The organism is Aliiroseovarius sediminis (assembly GCF_022678485.1).
In the GTDB taxonomy this organism is placed as follows: domain Bacteria; phylum Pseudomonadota; class Alphaproteobacteria; order Rhodobacterales; family Rhodobacteraceae; genus Aliiroseovarius; species Aliiroseovarius sediminis.
The window spans coordinates 421,649-440,150 of the sequence record NZ_JALBYP010000035.1 but is presented as its reverse complement, the minus strand read 5'-3'; the positions used below and the strand labels follow the sequence as shown (position 1 = coordinate 440,150).

Here is an 18,502-nt window from a genome sequence, read left to right as displayed (position 1 = left end):
TCCCACACTCACACGAAAGCCGCTTTTCATTCCTGCATTTCGAACGGCAGCTTCGCCCGCACAGCGGACCATCAAGAAATGCAACGCGGTAGCGAGTGCGAAAAAGAGGTCGGGGCCTAAACCCCAACCTTCACAATTGCGTCCGCCAGAAGTGGCACGGTTTCGTCGTTCAACCCGGCAATGTTGATCCGAGAGTCGCCGACCATATAGATGCCGTGATCGACGCGCATCGCCTCGACCTGTTCGGGCGTGGCACCAAGGCGCGAGAACATGCCGCGGTGATCGGCGATGAACCCGAAACGGTCCGATCCGGTGCGGTCGCGCAATTCACCGGCCAGATTTTCGCGCAGACGCAACATGCCTTGGCGCACGTCTTCAAGCTCGGTCATCCATTCGGCGCGCAGGCCGTCATCCTCAAGGATCATCGTCACCAGCCGCGCGCCGTGATCGGGTGGGAAGCTGAAGTTCTGGCGGTTCAGGTGGGTCAGGTTCTGCTGGGTGATCGCCGCCTGCTCGGCGGTTTGCGAGATGCTCATCAACAGCCCGGTGCGTTCGCGGTAGATGCCGAAGTTTTTTGAACAGCTTGCCGCGATCAACGCCTCGGGTGCTGTCTGCGCGATCAGGCGCACACCGGCTGCGTCTTCTTCCAGCCCGTCGCCGAAACCCTGATAAGCAATGTCGATGAAGGGCAGCGCGCCCTTTTCAACGATCAGGTCTGCGACTTCTTTCCACTGGGGCAGGGTCAGGTTTGCGCCGGTAGGGTTGTGGCAGCAGCCGTGCAGCAGAACCGCATCGCCAGCGCGCACCGATTTCAGATCCTCGATCATCCCATCAAAATCGACCGCACGGCTGTCATTGTCGAAATAGCGATACTCGGCCATTTTCATCCCAAGATGCTTGATGATCGAGGGATGGTTGGGCCATGTCGGCGCCGACAGCCAGATCGTGGCATCCGGTGACGCCATCTTGATCAACTCGACCGCTTGGTGAATGGCCCCTGTGCCGCCCGGCTGTGCGGCCATCGCCAGCCGGTCCGCCGCGACACTGTCGCCCAGAACCAGCCCCGACAGCGCGCGGCAATAGGCCGGATCGCCCGCAAGCGCGGTATAGGCTTTGGTGCTTTCAAGATCCCACAGAACCTTCTCGGCGGCCTTGACGGCGCGCATCACGGGGGTGACGCCTTGGGCGTTCTTGTAGACACCGACGCCAAGGTCGATCTTGCCCTCGCGAGGGTCTTCGCGGAACTGTTGCATCAGTGCGATAATCTTGTCGGTGGGCTGAGCGTTCAGGTTTGTGAACATCACTTATTCTCCGGTTTCGACGTGAAGGTCGTTAAACATGCCCCATTCCGCCCAGCTTCCGTCATAGACGGCGTGGCGGTCATGGCCGATGCGTTCCAGCGCCAGCGCAAGGATTGCAGCGGTGACGCCCGACCCACAGCTGAGGATGGCGGCTTTTCCAAGATCGACGCCAGCGGCTTCGAACGCAGCGCGAAGGTCGTCGGGGGATTTCATCGTGCCGTCTTCGTTCAGCACATCGCTGAAGGGCAGGTTCTTTGAATTGGGGATATGGCCCGATCGCAACCCCTCGCGCGGTTCGGGGGCCTCGCCACGGAATCGGTCGGCGGGACGGGCGTCGATGATTTGTTGGTCGCCCAGCTTAGCCGCGGCGGCGACTTGGGTCACATCCTTCACCATATGCGCCTGCCGCATCACGGTCATGTGGCGGTCGCGCACCACGGGGGGCATGTCTTCGACCGGGTGCCCTTCGGCTTGCCATTTGGGCAGGCCGCCATCCAGGACGGCGATGTCCTTGTGACCCATCAGGCGAAACATCCACCACACACGGGCGGCGGAAAACAGGCCCATCCCATCATAGACGACGATCTGGTGCCCATCACCAACCCCCATCGCGCGCACGCGGGACACGAACTTTTCTGAAGGCGGCATCATGTGCGGCAGGTCGGTGCGCAGGTCGGCAATCTCGTCTATATCGAAGTATCGCGCGCCGGGGATGTGGGCCGTGCTGTATTCGGCACGCGGGTCACGGTTCATGTCGGGCAGATACCAACTGGCATCAAGGATGCGCAGGTCTGGATCATTCAGATGCTTGGCAAGCCATTCGGTGGAAACCAGTGTTTTGGGGTCGCTGTGCGGCATGACGTGCCCTCCGGTCAGTTTGTCATATCTGCCTAGTGCGCAAGGCGCAGATACGCAAGACTGAGCGCGCAAACATGCCCGAGGCGCGACAAAAAAGAGAGGGCCGAAGCCCTCTCTTGTCGAGCGTCATAAAAAATCACTTCCTCGTGTCAGATCGCGGCACGCGCGGGCGACTGCAATAGGTGCCACCAGTGTGTGCCCCGGCAGGTGGACCCACTCCACTCTGCCCCTGGAAATACCAACGATCGGGCTGATCAGGGGGCAAAGCCCCATATTATCCGAACGCCCACCCGCTCCCGCAGGCAACATTATCGTGTCATTTTAGGGGGCAGAGGCCAAGGGGAGAACGCTGAATTTATTCCCATTTTCAGGCTTCGCGCTGCTATGTCGCAGGGCCGTCAACTCGCGCCAATCCGGCGCAACGCCATTTCCAGCGCCTCACGAAACCGCGCGCGATCAGATTTCGAAAACGCCCGCCCGCCGCCTTGCCGAAACGGGTCGGCGGCGCGCAGATCAGTCATCAGATCACGCATCGCAAGTTGCTCGCGCACATTGGCTTGAGTGAAGGCTTCACCTGTGTGACGCAGGACTTGCGCACCCGCCTCGACGCATTTGGCGGCCAAGGGGATGTCGCCAGTCACCACCACATCCGCTGGTCCCGCACGATCCGCGATCCACATATCCGCCACGTCTGGCCCATCGGGGACATAGATCATCTGCACGAGCGGGTTTTGCGACGGACGCAGACCGCCGTTTGACACGAAAAACACCGGTGTCTTGTGCCGGGTCGCGACCGCCTCGGCCTCGGCTTTGACCGGGCAGGCGTCCGCGTCGACATAGACAACCACCGGTCAGGCCCAAAGCGCATCTGCGTGGAATGCGATGTGTTCCTCCATGAAAGTGGAGATAAAGAAATAGCTATGGTCATAGCCCGGTTGCATCCGAAACGCGGCCTGTTGGCGGCGGCTTGCGATGGCGTGGGCCAATGTTTCTGGACGCAGTAGGTCGATGAACTGGTCCTTGGTGCCAGTGTCGATCAGCATGGGGCCGTCGAACCCGCGCTGCGTCATCAGGTGGCTGGCGTCATGGGCGGACCAATCGGCACTGTCTTCGTCCCCGAGATACGCGGTCAGTTGTTTGCGCCCCCAATCCGACGACATCGGATTGCAGATCGGTGAAAAAGCGGACACGGACCGGAAGCGTTCGGGCAGCGTCATCGCGATGGTCAGGGCGCCGTGTCCCCCCATCGAATGCCCTGTGATACTTTGGCGTTCCGGATCCAGCGCGAAATGATCAAAGACCAGCCCCGGCAGATCCTCGGTGACATAGTCCCACATCTGGAAATGTGGTGCCCACGGGTCTTGCGTGGCGTTCACATAGAACCCCGCGCCTTGGCCCAGATCGAACGCGTCATCATCGGCGACGCCCTCGCCGCGCGGACTGGTGTCGGGAAAGACCAACGCGATACCCTGATCCGCCGCCCAAGCTTGCGCGCCGGCTTTGGTCATGGCGTTTTCGTGGGTGCAGGTCAGGCCCGACAGAAACCACAGAACGGGAACGGGGCCATCTTGCGCCTCTAACGGCAAGAACAGGCCGAAGGTCATGTCGGTGCCAGTTGCGTCGGACGCGTGTTTATAGACGCCCTGAGTGCCCCCAAAACAGATGTTTTCCGATAGCGTTTCCATTTGTATCTCCTTTTCAGAAATCCTATGCCAGCTAACTAGACGCGCGGGGCCAAAGCAATGGGGAAAGCGCGGATGAAAAAGCAGACCATACCCACAGCCCAGAACGTGCCGCCAAGGTGGTAAAAGTGGGTCGGGTCGCCCGTCCAATCGGCGGTGACGCGCAGAACGGCGCCGATATGCAGGAAGTTCAGGAAAACGCGGTCAAATCGAGTGCCCTCGATTGGGCGGCCCGAATGCCCCAGCAGGGCGCGCAGCATAACGATGACGGTAATCGTTCCAATGGCACCGGCGCCGATGGCGTGGTGGACCTGACCAATGTTGACCCAATCCGACAGCGACGCCGCCGCCAGAAGCGCCATTGATACCGGCAGCCACGCATAGCCCGCGTGTTGCGCGAACAAAAGCGGCTCGGACGTGACGGCAAAGCCCCGCCACCGCGACAGACGAAGTGCCAGGGCGACCGCCGCTGCTGCTGCGATCAGCCCGGTGATGGCGTGCGCACCAATGATGATCCAACTGGCTGCAGCCGCAACGCCCAGCGTGATAGCAGCCCGGTCAACAGTGCCGAAGGCGGCGGGCAGGTCCTCCACGTTTCGCTTTTTCAACCAGTTGCGGCTGAAGGCGGGTGTGATCCGTCCGCCAATATGCATCATCAGGACGAATATCAGCGCAAACCCCATGGTCAGGCCAAGATCTGCATCCCCCATTAAGAATACCGCCTGCGACAGCCCCAGCCCAAGCACGACCACCGCGACGATATAGTTGCGGCGATTGCGGCTGGCGAGCAGCTCACGCAATACCAGCAGGGCAACGATAGGCAAGAATGCCAATGCGACGGTATGCGACAGCGCGCCTTCGGGGGCGGCGAACATCGCGATGCGGGCGGTGAGCCATAAGCCGAACAGCCCGGCAACTGTGACGGGACCAAGTGGCGGGCGGCGCGTCCAGTTCGGGATCGCGGTAAACAGGAAACCGGCGATGACCGCAGGGGTATAGCCCCACAACATCTCGTGCTGGTGCCACAGCAAGGGGTCGTTCATGCGGTCGACCACACCGGCGTAATAGATCAGCCAGATCGGAATGGCGGTTCCCGCAAACAATGCGGCGAACGAGAAGAACAGGCGATATGCTCCGGACAGAAGGATCATTGGGTCAACCAAGCTAGAATTGCAGAGAGTGTTAGAATCGACGCGCTCGTCGATATCAGGATTGCCGCCGACACGCGCTGCGGCGCAACGCCATAGTGCTGGGCAAGGATATAGACGTTGCCCGCCACTGGCAGGCCTGCTGCCGCCACCATCACGCTGGCCGCGTAAGGGTCGACATCGAAAACGAAGAACGCCAGCACCCCCACCGCCAGCGGATGCAGGATCAGTTTCGCAAAGGATAGCCAAGCGGCGACGCTGATACGTTCGGCCGATTTTGCGGCAAGCGATGCGCCGATGGCAAACAGCGCACCCGGCGTTGATGCGCCCGACAGAATGTCCAGAAACCGGCTGAACGGGTCAGGCAGCGCCCAACCGGTGGCCGACCACGCAAAACCAAGCGCCATCGAAACGATCATCGGGTTGGTGATCAACCCCTTGGCCACTGTGCCCAGAATCGCCGGGCTGACCCGCCCATCGCGTGATCCCGTGATCAATATGACGATCAGACTGGCGAATAGGAACAGGTCAACAGCCAGCACCAGCATGACGGGGCCGACCGCCGCTTCGCCCATCAAAAGCGCCAACATCGGCACGCCCAAGAAGCCGGTATTGCCGATGACGGCGCATTGGGCTTCGACCGCGGCTTCTTCCAAGCCGCGTTTGCGCACCAGCGCAACTGCGGTTGCCAGCAGGTAAACCGCCCCACCACCAAGCGCATAGGCCCAGATAAAGGGCCACGATACGACCTCGGACAAGCTGAGATTGGCGGAAAAGCGAAACAACATCGCCGATAGCGCAAAATAGAAGACAAAGCGGGTCAGATAGACCGTCGCTGCGGGCGGGAAGAAGCCGCGCGCAGCAGCCCCGAACCCCAATCCGATAAGCGCAAAAAAAGGCAAGGTCTGCAGCAGGACGTCGATCATGGGCCAAGCCCTAACATGGGGCGCAACGGTTGGCGAGATGCCGTGCGCGCCCTAGCCCGCGCCGATCAAGGCCCCCGCCGCGAAGACAAGCGCCCCGCCTACGACAACCTGAATGGTTGCGCGCAAGAATGGGGTTTGCATGAAACGGTTTTGTATCCAAACAATCGCCCAAAGCTCGATGAACACCACGATCAGGGCGATGGTGGTGGCGGTCCAGAAGTCAGTGATCAGATAGGGCAGGGCGTGTCCCAACCCCCCCAATGTCGTCATGATGCCCGAGGCAAAACCACGCTTCACCGGGCTACCGCGCCCCGACAGTTCGCCGTCGTCCGAAGCGGCCTCGGTAAAGCCCATCGAGATACCGGCCCCGACGCTGGCTGCCAGCCCCACAAGGAACGTCGTGTGCGTGTCATGGGTCGCGAACGCGGTCGCAAAGATCGGCGCAAGGGTCGAGACAGAGCCATCCATCAGCCCGGCCAGTCCCGGTTGCACCCAAGTCAGAATGAATTGGCGCTGGGCGTCGGCGTCTTCCTCTGACCGGGCCTGATCCCCAAGGTGGTCTGCCTCAAGCTGGCCGGCGACATTGCCGTGGTCGGCCTCGGCTGCCGCCAGATCGCCCAGCAGTTTGCGAATGTTTGCGTCTGTCGTGCGGTCGGCGGCCTTACGATAGAATTGTTCCGCCTGCCGCTCCATCTCGCGCGCTTCACCGCGGATGGATTCCAGCCCAAGGTTTTCGACCAGCCAAACGGGGCGGCGGGCATAGAAGCCCGCGACATGTTCACGCCGGATCAGCGGGATCACAACGCCAAACCGCGCCTTGTGGGCGTCGATCAAAAGGCGGCGATGCTCATCTTCTTCTTCGGCCATCCCGTCAAATACCTTGGCCGAGGATGGGAAGTCGGCGCGCAAATGTTCGGCATATTGGCGATAGATGCGCGCATCGTCTTCCTCGTTCGAGATAGCGAGAGCAAGGATTTCCTGTTCGGACAAGTCCGAGAAACGGCGACGGTTAAGGGTGCCAGCCAACATTAAAGGCTCCTGAATTAGAATGGTTCTAATTTAACGAATTTTTCCGCTGGCACAACCCTGCAAAGTGACGCGGATAATATGAAGCGGGGCGGGCCTGCAAAGTGCGGCCCGCCCCGGTATCTGCTTGTTTGCTCAGGCGTTTAGTAAAGCACGACGCTGCGGATGCTTTCGCCCGAATGCATCAGATCGAACGCCTTGTTGATATCCTCAAGCCCCATCGTGTGAGTGATCATCGGATCAATCTCGATCTTGCCGTCCATGTACCAATCGACAATTTTCGGCACGTCCGTGCGCCCGCGTGCGCCACCAAACGCCGTGCCGCGCCAGACGCGACCGGTCACCAGTTGGAAGGGGCGGGTCGAGATTTCGGCACCTGCAGGAGCGACGCCGATGATAACGCTTTCGCCCCAGCCCTTGTGCGCGCTTTCCAACGCATCGCGCATCACACCCACATTGCCGGTCGCATCAAACGTGTAATCCGCACCGCCGCCAGTCAGTTCAACCAGATGGGCCACCAGATCACCGTCCACTTTCGAGGGGTTCACGAAATGGGTCATGCCGAACCGCGTCGCCATCTCGATTTTTGAATCGTTCAGGTCCACGCCAACGATCTGATCTGCACCCGCCAATCGCAAGCCCTGCAGAACGTTCAGGCCGATGCCCCCCAGCCCGAACACGATCGCGGTCGAGCCGATTTCAACTTTGGCCGTGTTGATCACGGCCCCAATCCCCGTGGTGACGCCGCACCCAATATAGCAAATCTGCTCGAACGGCGCGTCCTTGCGCACTTTCGCCAGCGCGATTTCGGGCATGACCGTGTGATTGGCAAAGGTCGAACAGCCCATATAATGATGGATCGGCGTCCCATCCAGCATCGAAAACCGGCTGGTCCCGTCAGGCATCAGCCCCTGACCCTGCGTCTCGCGAATCGACTGGCACAGGTTGGTTTTCGGGTTCAGACAATATTCGCATTCGCGACATTCCGGAGTGTAAAGCGGGATCACGTGATCACCGACCCCAAGCGAGGTGACGCCCGGTCCGACCTCGACAACCACGCCCGCGCCTTCGTGACCAAGGATCGCGGGAAACAGACCTTCGGGGTCGTCGCCCGAGCGGGTAAATTCGTCAGTATGACAAATGCCGGTGGCTTTGATTTCGATCAGAACCTCGCCCTCTTTCGGGCCTTCAAGGTTCACCTCCATGATCTCAAGGGGCTTGCCAGCTTCGACGGCAACGGCGGCACGGGTGCGCATGGTTTCTCTCCTGTTGTGTGACTGGGCCAGATTGCTGGAAAGCCAACGGGGTTTCAAGCGCTCTGCCGACCAGCCCTTGCCATCGGGCGACATTGCAGCGCAAATGGAAGGTATGAAAATCTATCTGATCTTGCCATTGGTCGCGGTTTTAACCGCCTGCCAGTTTGGTGGCCCGCCCGCCCCCGCACCTGACGCATTTGTGCCCCGTTGCGGACAGGACAGACTGCGCGGCTTGGTCGGACAGGATGCGGCGGTCCTGCGCGAGGTTGATCTGCCGCCGGCGACCCGTGTGGTGAAGCCCGACATGGCGGTGACACAGGATTACCGACCCGACCGGCTGAACATCTCGATCACGAAGGATGGATTGATCGACCGCGTTTGGTGTTCGTAACATGACGAATACAAAAGGCGGTGCGCTTGTCACGCACCGCCTTGGATGGAATTCCGACGCTGGGCTGCGTAGCTCGCTTTATTCGCGATAGTCGCGGTGGCAGGCTTTGCAGGTGCCGCCGATCTTGCCGACCGCCGCACCAAGCGCGGCTTGATCGCCAATCGGTCCGACGGATGTCGCGGCAGCGGCCATGTCTTCGGATTTCTTGATGAAATCGTCATAGTTATCCCAGATTTTCGGCAGCGCTTCGGTTGCTGGGTCGGGCTCGTTTACTTCGAATTTGGCGGGAACCAAAACGGCTTTCTCGGCAATAACTGCGACCGAGGCATCGGCTTTTGCCGAATCGAACGGTGCTTCGCCTTTGGCCATATCGGCCAAGGCCTTCATCCCGCCGCCAATGGCTTTCATGGTTTCCATGCGTTCGATCACGACCGGGTTAGTCGGTTCGGGCTTTTTATCCTCGGCCAGCAGTGGCGCAGCCATCGGGGCGCTGATTACGAGGGCCAGCACGGTTCGTCCAAGAAAAGTCATGTTTGCTCCTTTCAAGAGGATTGAAATTCTGGCGAGTCTATACACTGCGCCGTAAAAGCAAAATGACAGGATTGTGATCGGCGTAGTTTGTACGGCCAGATGGCCAGAAAAACTGATAACCACCGCAAGTAGGCCCGGCGCCGCGTTTAGGATGGGGGCTGTTGCTGCAGCACCGGGTTGAGCTTGCGCTCGCTCTACTTCGTCTACCATGTCGGGTTAACGCGGCATCAAAAGGGAAGTGATGTGTTAACTTCTGCCTTAAATCGCGGCCAAAATCGGGCAGGGATTGATTTGTTGATGATTGATCGGCACTGTGAAGGCATGAACATGCAAAAGCCGCCCCCAATTCAGGGGCCACGCCAGCCTGCCGAACAAGTCGTTTTCAACCGGATGGAACTTGGTGCCATCATGGGATTGTATGGCCGTATGGTCGCGGCTGGGGAATGGCGTGACTATGGGTTGAGCTTCCTACGCGACGTGGCGGTGTTCTCGATTTTTCGACGCACAGCCGAAACCCCGATTTACCGGATTGAAAAACGCCCGAAACTGCGCAGTCGTCAGGGTCAGTTCGCGGTGATCGGCATGGACGGGCGTATTCTGAAACGCGGCAACGATCTGCGTATCGTGTTGCGGGTGCTGGATCGCAAGCTGATCCGCGCGGTCAAATAAATCTTAAAGCCGCCGCCGCGCTGTTACGGGTCCATCCCCCTGCGCCTTTATGCGGGCGATACCGTCATCCAACCCTTCGTAAGCAACCGCCATATGATGCGCGTTGGCGTGGATCATCATCTTATCATCGACCACCAGCGCCACATGCCCTTTCCAGAACAGAAGATCGCCGCGTTGAAGTGGCTGGTTGGCTGGAATTGCTTTGCCAAGGCCTTCTTGCATGTCGCTGTCGCCCGGACAGGCATGGCCCGCCGCCAGCAAAGCGGCCTGCGCAAGCCCCGAGCAATCAATGCCGGCTCGCGAATTTCCACCCCACAGATATGGCGTGCCAAGAAATAGTTCAGCGGTGGCGATGATGTCGGCGCGCGTATCTGACAACGGGCTGAGATGTGCCGTCGGGACAAACAGGTTGGTGTCGGTGCGGGCAAAAGCGCCCGAAGTCTCGACCACTGTGACCCGGGCGCCTAGTGACAGGTTGTGAACCTCGTGCCGTTTGAAATCCGGCGCGGGGTAAATGTGCGAGCCTAGGGCGCTGACCCAGTGCGTCGGTTGCCTGTCATCCACCAGATCGGACGCCGCCACATAGCCCACATACCCGTCCTTTTCCGACTGCACGAAGGCAAAGCCGTCGCGTTCCTCTAACTGCAGGAGGCGGTCGCCGAACAGGGTTTGCCGGGTTCGCGGGCCATCAGGTGTTCGCAGCAAATCGGTGACACCAACCCCCACGCGGCGCCATTCGCCACTGGTGTAGGTGGGAGCATCGACCTGCCCCTTCAGGCTGTCATGGGCGACGTGCGGGTTGGCGGGGGTCAGGCGGGCGTCCATCACAGGTTTAACATTTCAGGCAGGGCGGCCAGAAGTGCGCGCGCACCCATTCCCACACCGCCTTTTGGGCGGGCGGGGGCTGCGGTGGGGTTCCAGCCGTAGATATCGAAATGCATGTACCGCGGCGTATCGGTGACAAAGCGTTTCAAGAATAGGGCCGCGGTGATCGACCCCGCAAACCCACCCTTCGGCGCGTTGTCCAGATCGGCGATACCCGGTTCGATCATGGCCTCGTAAGGCGTCCAGAACGGCATTTCCCATACCGGGTCCGCCACCGACAGCGCACCTTTGCGCAGCGCATCTGCGTCCGTCGGCTGGGTGGCATAGAATGGCGACAGGTCAGGCCCCACCGCAACCCGCGCTGCCCCGGTCAAAGTCGCCATCGAGATGATAAGCTCGGGCTTATCTTCATCCGCCAGCGTCAGCGCGTCAGCCAGAACCAGCCGGCCTTCGGCATCCGTGTTGTTAACCTCGACCGTTAGCCCTTTGCGAGAAGTCAGTATGTCACCCGGTCGAAACGCGTTGCCCGCCACGGCGTTTTCCACCGCCGGGATCAGCACCCGAAGCTGCACTTGCAGCCCCATTGCCATAATCATCTGCGCCAAGCCAAGCACAGTGGCCGCGCCACCCATGTCTTTTTTCATCAACCCCATAGATGCACCAGGTTTCAGGTTCAGCCCGCCTGTGTCGAAACAAACACCTTTGCCGACCAGCGTCAGCGTCGGACCAGAATCGCCCCAGCGCATGTCGATTAGCCGGGGGATACGGGCTGCAGCGCGACCGACGGCGTGGATCATCGGTAGGTTTTCCTCCAGAAGATCATCGCCGCTTGTAACGCGCACCGACGCGCCGTGATCGCCCGCCAGCTTTTCGATGGCGGCTTGAAGTTCGTCCGGCCCCATATCTTCGGTCGGGGTGTTGATCAAATCGCGGGTTAGCGCCTCGCCTGCGGCGATGGCTTCAAGTCGGGGAACGTCAATGCCATCCGGCGCGACGATCATCGCCTTGGGGGTCTTTTGGTCCGCATATCTGTCAAAGCGATAGCCAGCCAACAACCAGCCAAGCGCGGCTTCTTCCAAGGCCTCGGGTTGCAATCCGTGTTGCAGGCGATAGGTGCCCTTGGGCAACTTAGCGCGCGCAGCGGCCAGACCGAACCGACCGCGGGCGCGAGCGGCTGCATCGCCATAGCCCACCAAGGCAAGGGCTGGTACGCCCTTTTCGTCCGGGACGACTAGAACATCGCCTAGTTTTCCGTCGAAATGATTGGCGGCAACCCATGCGCGCGCCGGTTCCGGCAAAGCGTCCAAAACGTCTTTGTCGCCCTTGCCAATGACGATCAGTGGCACGGCGTCGGGTGTTTCGGGGGCAAAAGTCAGGGTCATCTTGGCCTCGTATCGGTTGTGATAGGGCCAACTTAACGCCGCTGCGCGCCGCCGCAAGGCCAAGACCTGTGCCGGCCAGTTTTTGCTTAAAGCGTAACGTCCTGAATGTCCCAGACTGCGATCAGGCTGCGTTCCCCGATGCGACCAAGGCGGGCCAGCGTTGCGTGATACCCCGCCAAGTCGGTTCCCTGAGACAGATCAAGGACATCGCGCCCAACCCGGCCAAGGCTGGTCATGCCGATCTTGTTGGCGATGGCGATAAGGTTGCGCACACACTCGCGCACCTGGTCCATCTGTCCGCCCCTTTGCGCTTTTTGCACATTGGCCAGCCCGATCGCGAGGTCTTCAAGCGTTTGATTGACCTCTTTATCGGCGCGGGCCGGTCCAAGCTGGACATAAAGCCGTTCCAATTGCGCACGGTCTAGCCGCACGGATTCGCTATGATTCAAATTTACTATGACAGTCACCTGCACACCCTCGATTAAATTCCCTCTCGTTCTTGAATGTGACGCAGCGATCTCAAGAAATCGTATATCGGTGCTGCAAAATTTCCTCGAATTTGGCGGGATTTCAGCCTACATACAAGGAACCGCAACCGGAGGATTCCATGGAACGAGCGCAACCGCTGCCGACTTATCTTGTGCAACGCTATCAGGGCTGGAAGGCCACGGGATATGCCGAGAACAAATCCTGGTATCGCCGCCTGGCCGAAGGCGGGCAACATCCGCGCGCTATGGTAATCTCGTGTTGTGATTCCCGCATTCATGTGACCGCTATCTTCGGCGCTGATCAGGGCGAGTTTTTCCTGCACCGCAATATCGCGAACCTTGTCCCGCCTTACGCGCCGGATGGGGATTTTCACGGGACGTCAGCGGCGGTGGAATACGCGGTCAAGGCGTTGAAGGTGGCGCATCTGATCGTGTTGGGCCATTCGACCTGTGGCGGCGTGCAGGGGTTCCACGACATGTGCCACGGCCGCGCGCCCGAACTGACCGAGAAGACGTCGTTCATTGGACGTTGGATGGACATTCTGCGCCCCGGTTACGAGCGTTTGGGCGGCAATGATGCCGAAATTGACAGCGCCACCTTGGAAAAAGAGGCGGTCAAGGTCTCGATGGACAACCTGATGACCTTCCCCTTTGTGCGCGATGCGGTCGAAGCTGAAAAGCTGACCCTGCACGGGCTGTGGAACGATATTGGCGAAGGTGGCCTGGAGTTCTATGATGCCAAGACCAATTCCTTCCGGCCGGTCTAGGTCAGGAAACGCGAATTGTTTAAGACCATTTTGCCGACGCTCGTGGGGGCTGCCATTGTCCTGTTTGCCCGTCTGGTGACGGCTGTTCGTGGTGTTTGGCAGGGTGTCGACCCTGTGCCGCGTCAGCGCATCTATTTCGCAAATCATGGATCGAACGGGGATTTCGTTCTGATCTGGACCGTGCTGCCGCCTGCACTTCGGACACAGACGCGCCCGGTTGCGGCGGCGGATTACTGGCTGGGCGGCAAGCTGAAACCATTTATCGGGCGCGAAGTGTTCAATGCCGTTCTGATCGACCGCAACCCGCAAACACGCCGCGATGACCCGGTGTGGCAGATGGTGGCGGCGCTGGATGACGGCGCCAGCCTGATCCTGTTTCCCGAAGGCACGCGGAATACGTCCGACGAGCTGTTATTGCCGTTCAAACCGGGCCTGTTCCATGTCGCCCAAGCGCGCCCCGATGTTGAGTTGGTGCCGACATGGATCGACAATTTGACCTCGGTCATGCCGAAGGGCAAGGTGATCCCTGTCCCGCTTTTGTGCTCGGTCACATTCGGAGAGCCGCTTGCGGTGATTGACGGTGAAGACAAGGCTGCATTTCTTAAACGCGCTGAAGCCGCCCTTGCCACCTTGGCCGAGGAGGTTGCCCGATGAACACCCCCGCAGAATTCACAACTTTGATCCTTGGCGTGCTGGCGATCTTGGTCGTCGCGACCGTGATCGCGCAGGTCTTGAAGGCCCGCATGGCGCGCGACAATGACGTGATCGACAACCTTGTGGCGCGGATCAACGCGTGGTGGGGCATGGTGGCCCTGCTGACGCTGGCGATGCTGGGTGGGCAGGCGGGGGTTGTCATTCTGTTTGCGCTGCTCAGCTTTGCGGGCTTGCGCGAGTTTCTGACCCTGACCGCCAAGCGCCGCGCCGATCATTGGGCGCTGGTGGTCAGCTTTTTCGTGATACTTCCCGTGCAATACGCGCTGATCTGGGCGGATTGGTACGGCATGTTTTCGATCTTCATCCCAGTCTATGCCTTCCTTCTGTTGCCCATCGTGATCGCCATTCACGGCGATACCGACGGATACCTGACCCGCGTGGCGGAAACCCAGTGGGGTCTGATGATCTGCGTCTTTGCCGCCAGCCACGTTCCCGCGCTTCTGTCGCTGGAGATTCCGGGATATGAAGGCAAGAACGTGCTTCTGGTCGCCTTCCTTGTGGTCGTCGTGCAGCTGTCGGACGTGCTGCAATATGTGTGGGGCAAGCTGATCGGGCGTCGCAAGATCGCGCCGCGCCTGTCGCCTTCGAAGACATGGGAGGGGTTTGTGGGCGGTGTCCTCAACGCCTCGGCCATTGGGGCGGGGCTGTGGTGGATGACACCGTTTACACCGCTTGAGGCGGCGGGCCTGTCGCTGGTCATCACGCTGATGGGCTTTTTCGGGGGGCTTGTGATGTCCGCCATCAAACGCGACAAGGGCGTAAAGGATTGGGGCCATCTGATTGCAGGTCATGGCGGGTTCATCGACCGGCTGGACAGCGTTGTATTCTCCGCCCCGATCTTTTTCCACCTGATCCGCTATTTCTGGTCCGTCGCCTGATTTGAAAGTGATGCCCCATGGCCCAACGTCGCCCCATTGCAACCCGTGACCGAAAATGGGCACAGCGCATCGCCGCTTGGCTTGCCCGACACGAGGTGACGCCGAACCGGATCAGCCAAGCCTCGATCCTGTTTGCGGCGGTTGCCGGGGCGGCGTTCTGGTTGTCCGGTGGTGCGTCGGCCCCTTGGTTGATCGTTGCAGCGCTGGGCGTGCAGGGGCGGCTGTTGTGCAATCTGTTTGACGGGATGGTCGCCGTCGAAGGTGGTCGCGCCGAACCGGATGGGCCGTTCTGGAATGAGGCGCCCGACCGTTATGCCGATATCCTGATCCTTGTGGGGATGGGGTTGGGGGCGGCAATGCCCGCGCTGGGCTGGGCAGCCGCCACGATGGCTGTCCTTGCGGCTTATACCCGCGAAGCCGGCGCCGCACAGGGGTTGGAGCCTGATTTCTCGGGCCCGATGGCAAAGCAGCACCGCATGGCGTTGACAACCCTTGGGGCGGTGCTGGGGATCTTTATCCCAATACTGATGGGGCAGCCGACCTTGGCGCTGGTCTTGTGGGTTATCATATTGGGGGCGGCCTTCACTGCCTTGCGTCGCGGACAAAAAATGGTCGCGGATCTGAACTCGTCCCGCGACCAATCGTGACGCAAGCGTCTTAGGGCTGCCAGGAAAGCGTTTTACCTTCAGGCCAGCGCAAGGTGGTTTCGACAGAAATCTCGGACGTGTCGCCACCCCCAAGTTTCATGTCCCAAGTTGCAACGCCTTTGCGATCTTCGAAGTCGGTTGTTGTTGGCGCAGGCGATGTGTTGACCGTGACCGTCAACTCTTCCTGTTCCGAGTATGTTGTCGGATAGAACACACGCAAATCTTCGGCGGTGTCACTTAGGTTTTCAACCCGGATCAAAGCTTTGTGCGTGCGTGAAGTCGCGGACTTGATAAAGCCCCGTTCGCCCACCTGGTTGTCCTTTTCGACATAGGTCAGGCGGATGTGTTCAACCGGGCCCATGGGCAATTCAATGGTATCTGATGCGACAAGTCCGGGCATGAATTCTTCGCCAACAAGCACGCCATCACGATACAGCCTGGCCTTGCCGGGCAAGATCGGTTCGCCGCTGTTGTTGGTGATGTTGGCCACAAGATAGGCGGTGTTGTCATATCGCGGCGACGCGTGGATTTGGGATGTTGATGACAGCGCCAGCGTGCCCAGATCCAGAACCAAAGTGTCATCCGGGCCAAGGTCGACCGGCGTGCCATATGTATATGTCACAGCAAATCCGTGATCGACCGGGGCAAACCCACCGGCGGCTTCTTCGACCACGATCACCTCTTCTTCGACCAAAGCGTCCGAAAAGCTGGGTGAGGCCGTGCGTTTCATCACAATGGGCGCATCTTCGAAGACTGTCGCCTTATGACCATACACAGGGCGCGGGCCGATTTGACCGGTCGGTTGGTTGGTCGAGATTGTCAGATCAATTCCGGACCAGCTTGTGTCAGCAGATGACGCGATGGTGGCTTTGCGCGTGACCTGAATTTGATCAGGTGTGTCCGCGTTCAAATGAACATCATAGGCAGGTTGCCAAAAGACCCCGGCGTCATAGCCGGTCAGTTCCAATACCGCGTCGGTGGGGCTTGCGACGTCAACCTGCACCGCCCAAAGGTCATCCCCTTTTTCCGGGGGCAGCAGCCGTGCCAGTTTGGCTTGCGCCGTTTCAAGCGATGTTGCCAGATCTTCCCGCGCGACAAGTGCGTCCGCGATCAATGCGCTTTGTTTGGCAATTTCTGCATGGGCCTTTTCGCTTTCCCCCAAAACCATTGTGGCCACGTTCAGAAGGTCATCGGGGTCGCCTTCAACCGCGCCCGCAGATAGCGACCCCAGAAATTCCAGCTGAGCCTCAAGTGCTCGGACCCGACCGCCCAGCATATTGGTCTGACGGTCATGGGCCTCAAGCGCTTTCTGGGTGTCTTCGACCGCTTTCACGGCGGCTTTCTGTTCGGCAGTTTGAAAGGCTGCGCTGTCGCGCAACTGCCCTTCCTGCCTTTTGATCTGCGTGATTGTGACCCCGCCTGACAAGCTTCGCACCTGTGGTGCCGCGCTGGCGCCATCAAAAGCGAAGGGCACAACAAGGCTGTGTGTCCCGGCGGGAAGCGTTTGCGTGATGTGATGGGTGACCTGCGCAAAGTTGGGATACAGCGTCGCAGCCACAGGGCTGGCGGTGGTCTGAAACGCGTCCGCAAAGGCGGGGGCAGTCGTTAGCAACAAAAGGGGCAAAGTGAAACGCATGAAACACGCCTTTTCTGAAGTTCAAACAAACAGCGCAATGGTGCTGTTGTGCAGAGTGTTGCAAACCCCTTTCGTCTTGCCAATGGCCCAAACGAAAAAGCCCCACTCGTGGCGGGGCTTTTCCTATTGAATTGTCAGAAGAATTAACCCTTCTTCAGAACCTCACGGCCCAGAAGCTCGGCGATTTGCACGGCGTTCAACGCAGCGCCCTTGCGCAAGTTGTCCGAGACACACCAAAGGTTCAGGCCGTTTTCGACCGTGACGTCTTGACGGATGCGGCTGATGAAGGTGGCGAAATCGCCGACGCATTCAACCGGGGTGACATAGCCGCCGTCTTCGCGTTTATCCACGACCAGAAGGCCGGGGGCTTCGCGCAGGATGTCGCGGGCTTCGTCTTCGTCCAGAAACTCCTCGGTCTCGATGTTCAGGCTTTCCGAATGACCAACGAACACAGGCACGCGCACGCAAGTTGCCGTGACCTTGATAGATGGGTCGATGATCTTTTTCGTCTCGGCGACCATCTTCCATTCTTCTTTCGTGTCACCGCTGTCCATGAACACGTCGATATGCGGGATCACGTTGAAGGCGATCTGCTTGGGGTAAACCGACGGGTCCACTTCCTGCCCCGGCACATACATGCCTTTGGTCTGGTTCCACAGCTCGTCAATCGCCTCTTTGCCCGAGCCCGAAACAGACTGATAGGTCGATACGACGACACGCTTGATCTTTGCGCGGTCATGCAGGGGCTTTAGTGCCACCACCATCTGCGCGGTCGAGCAGTTAGGGTTCGCGATAATGTTCTTCTTGGCATAATCGTGGATCGTGTGCGGGTTCACCTCGGGCACGATCAGGGGGATGTCGGCGTCGTACCGATACAGCGACGAGTTGTCGATCACGACACAGCCGGCTGCCGCCGCTTTTGGCGCGTATTGCTTGGTCGCATCGGACCCTACGGCAAACAGAGCCATATCCCATCCGGTGAAATCGAACGTGTCCAAATCCTTGGTGGTCAGGGTTGTATCGCCAAAGCTGACCTCGGTGCCAAGCGAGCGGCGCGACGCAAGCGCGACAATCTCGTCCACAGGAAACTGGCGTTCCGCCAGAATGTTCAGCATCTCGTGACCCACATTGCCCGTGGCGCCAACGACAGCGATTTTATAGCCCATCACGGCCTCCTATATATTTCACGGTTCGCCAGCCTTCGCGTAAGACTCGCCTGAACCGAGGGCGTCCATAGCGCACTTGCCGCGCTTGCGAAAGGTTCAAGCGCCGTCCGGCGGCGTTTTGTCGTTGACTTAACCGGGCGATGCTGTGATACGGGCACAACTCTGTCCGGCTGACGCGTGAGCAGCCCGCCCATTTTGCGGCAGACAGAGA

The 18,502-nt window shown here is 59.7% G+C and carries 20 protein-coding genes; 6 read left to right on the top strand and 14 right to left on the bottom strand.

All coding sequences use genetic code 11. The annotated features are described in order from the left end of the window. Positions 1-116: 116 nt before the first annotated feature. From MN186_RS13600 to MN186_RS13565, 8 genes are all read right to left on the bottom strand, one after another. Positions 117-1,301: an amino acid aminotransferase gene (locus MN186_RS13600; RefSeq protein ID WP_242114904.1), complete on the bottom strand. Its 1,185-nt coding sequence runs from the start codon at positions 1,299-1,301 to the stop codon at positions 117-119. A 3-nt stretch (positions 1,302-1,304) separates the two neighbouring features. Continuing rightward, positions 1,305-2,159: a 3-mercaptopyruvate sulfurtransferase gene (gene sseA / locus MN186_RS13595; protein WP_242114903.1), complete on the bottom strand. Its 855-nt coding sequence runs from the start codon at positions 2,157-2,159 to the stop codon at positions 1,305-1,307. Positions 2,160-2,557: 398 nt separating this feature from the next. Further along, positions 2,558-3,007, bottom strand: a complete 450-nt coding sequence (locus MN186_RS13590) for a YaiI/YqxD family protein (RefSeq protein ID WP_242114902.1) — start codon at positions 3,005-3,007, stop codon at positions 2,558-2,560. 3 nt (positions 3,008-3,010) lie between these two features. Beyond that, positions 3,011-3,844, bottom strand: coding sequence for an S-formylglutathione hydrolase (fghA, locus tag MN186_RS13585; RefSeq protein ID WP_242114901.1), 834 nt, complete (start codon positions 3,842-3,844; stop codon positions 3,011-3,013). 35 nt (positions 3,845-3,879) lie between these two features. Further along, complete coding sequence (locus MN186_RS13580) at positions 3,880-4,992, bottom strand: NnrS family protein (protein ID WP_242114900.1); 1,113 nt, start codon at positions 4,990-4,992, stop codon at positions 3,880-3,882. Beyond that, complete coding sequence (locus MN186_RS13575) at positions 4,989-5,915, bottom strand: AEC family transporter (RefSeq protein WP_242114899.1); 927 nt, start codon at positions 5,913-5,915, stop codon at positions 4,989-4,991. Before MN186_RS13575 ends, MN186_RS13580 begins: the two co-directional genes overlap by 4 nt. Before the next feature lie 51 nt (positions 5,916-5,966). Beyond that, a complete protein-coding gene (gene mbfA, locus MN186_RS13570; RefSeq protein ID WP_242114898.1) occupies positions 5,967-6,944 on the bottom strand; it encodes an iron exporter MbfA in 978 nt (325 codons plus the stop codon). A 140-nt stretch (positions 6,945-7,084) separates the two neighbouring features. Then, positions 7,085-8,197, bottom strand: a complete 1,113-nt coding sequence (locus MN186_RS13565; RefSeq protein ID WP_242114897.1) for an S-(hydroxymethyl)glutathione dehydrogenase/class III alcohol dehydrogenase — start codon at positions 8,195-8,197, stop codon at positions 7,085-7,087. Here MN186_RS13565 and MN186_RS13560 point away from each other — a divergent pair. Next, a complete protein-coding gene (locus tag MN186_RS13560) occupies positions 8,196-8,588 on the top strand; it encodes an I78 family peptidase inhibitor (RefSeq protein ID WP_242114896.1) in 393 nt (130 codons plus the stop codon). The genes MN186_RS13565 and MN186_RS13560 overlap by 2 nt on opposite strands. 78 nt (positions 8,589-8,666) lie before the next feature. On the opposite strand, the gene MN186_RS13555 is transcribed toward MN186_RS13560, so the two are convergent. Further along, a complete protein-coding gene (locus tag MN186_RS13555) occupies positions 8,667-9,119 on the bottom strand; it encodes a c-type cytochrome (protein WP_242114895.1) in 453 nt (150 codons plus the stop codon). Between the two features lie 321 nt (positions 9,120-9,440). On the opposite strand from MN186_RS13555, the gene MN186_RS13550 reads away from it, so the two are divergent. Next, positions 9,441-9,788, top strand: coding sequence for a DUF2794 domain-containing protein (locus tag MN186_RS13550; RefSeq protein ID WP_242114894.1), 348 nt, complete (start codon positions 9,441-9,443; stop codon positions 9,786-9,788). A 3-nt stretch (positions 9,789-9,791) separates the two neighbouring features. Here MN186_RS13550 and MN186_RS13545 read toward each other — a convergent pair whose 3' ends face one another. From MN186_RS13545 to MN186_RS13535, 3 genes are all read right to left on the bottom strand, one after another. After that, positions 9,792-10,613, bottom strand: a complete 822-nt coding sequence (locus tag MN186_RS13545; RefSeq protein ID WP_242114893.1) for a C40 family peptidase — start codon at positions 10,611-10,613, stop codon at positions 9,792-9,794. Then, a complete protein-coding gene (locus MN186_RS13540; protein ID WP_242114892.1) occupies positions 10,613-11,995 on the bottom strand; it encodes a leucyl aminopeptidase family protein in 1,383 nt (460 codons plus the stop codon). Before MN186_RS13540 ends, MN186_RS13545 begins: the two co-directional genes overlap by 1 nt. An 86-nt stretch (positions 11,996-12,081) precedes the next feature. Next, positions 12,082-12,426, bottom strand: a complete 345-nt coding sequence (locus MN186_RS13535; protein ID WP_242114891.1) for a hypothetical protein — start codon at positions 12,424-12,426, stop codon at positions 12,082-12,084. Between the two features lie 176 nt (positions 12,427-12,602). On the opposite strand from MN186_RS13535, the gene MN186_RS13530 reads away from it, so the two are divergent. From MN186_RS13530 to MN186_RS13515, 4 genes are read left to right on the top strand one after another with little or no spacing between them, the layout of a single operon-like run. Next, on the top strand, positions 12,603-13,250 hold the full coding sequence (locus MN186_RS13530) for a carbonic anhydrase (RefSeq protein WP_242114890.1): 648 nt from the start codon (positions 12,603-12,605) through the stop codon (positions 13,248-13,250). A 15-nt stretch (positions 13,251-13,265) separates the two neighbouring features. Continuing rightward, positions 13,266-13,904, top strand: coding sequence for a lysophospholipid acyltransferase family protein (locus MN186_RS13525; protein WP_242114889.1), 639 nt, complete (start codon positions 13,266-13,268; stop codon positions 13,902-13,904). After that, the gene (locus tag MN186_RS13520) at positions 13,901-14,842 is read left to right on the top strand and encodes a phosphatidate cytidylyltransferase (protein WP_242114888.1); all 942 of its coding nucleotides are present in this window, start codon (positions 13,901-13,903) and stop codon (positions 14,840-14,842) included. Before MN186_RS13525 ends, MN186_RS13520 begins: the two co-directional genes overlap by 4 nt. A 17-nt stretch (positions 14,843-14,859) precedes the next feature. Beyond that, the gene (locus MN186_RS13515) at positions 14,860-15,489 is read left to right on the top strand and encodes a CDP-alcohol phosphatidyltransferase family protein (RefSeq protein ID WP_242114887.1); all 630 of its coding nucleotides are present in this window, start codon (positions 14,860-14,862) and stop codon (positions 15,487-15,489) included. A 10-nt stretch (positions 15,490-15,499) separates the two neighbouring features. On the opposite strand, the gene MN186_RS13510 is transcribed toward MN186_RS13515, so the two are convergent. Continuing rightward, positions 15,500-17,125: a DUF4139 domain-containing protein gene (locus tag MN186_RS13510; RefSeq protein ID WP_242114886.1), complete on the bottom strand. Its 1,626-nt coding sequence runs from the start codon at positions 17,123-17,125 to the stop codon at positions 15,500-15,502. Positions 17,126-17,268: 143 nt separating this feature from the next. After that, on the bottom strand, positions 17,269-18,291 hold the full coding sequence (locus MN186_RS13505; protein ID WP_242114885.1) for an aspartate-semialdehyde dehydrogenase: 1,023 nt from the start codon (positions 18,289-18,291) through the stop codon (positions 17,269-17,271). Positions 18,292-18,502: the final 211 nt, after the last annotated feature.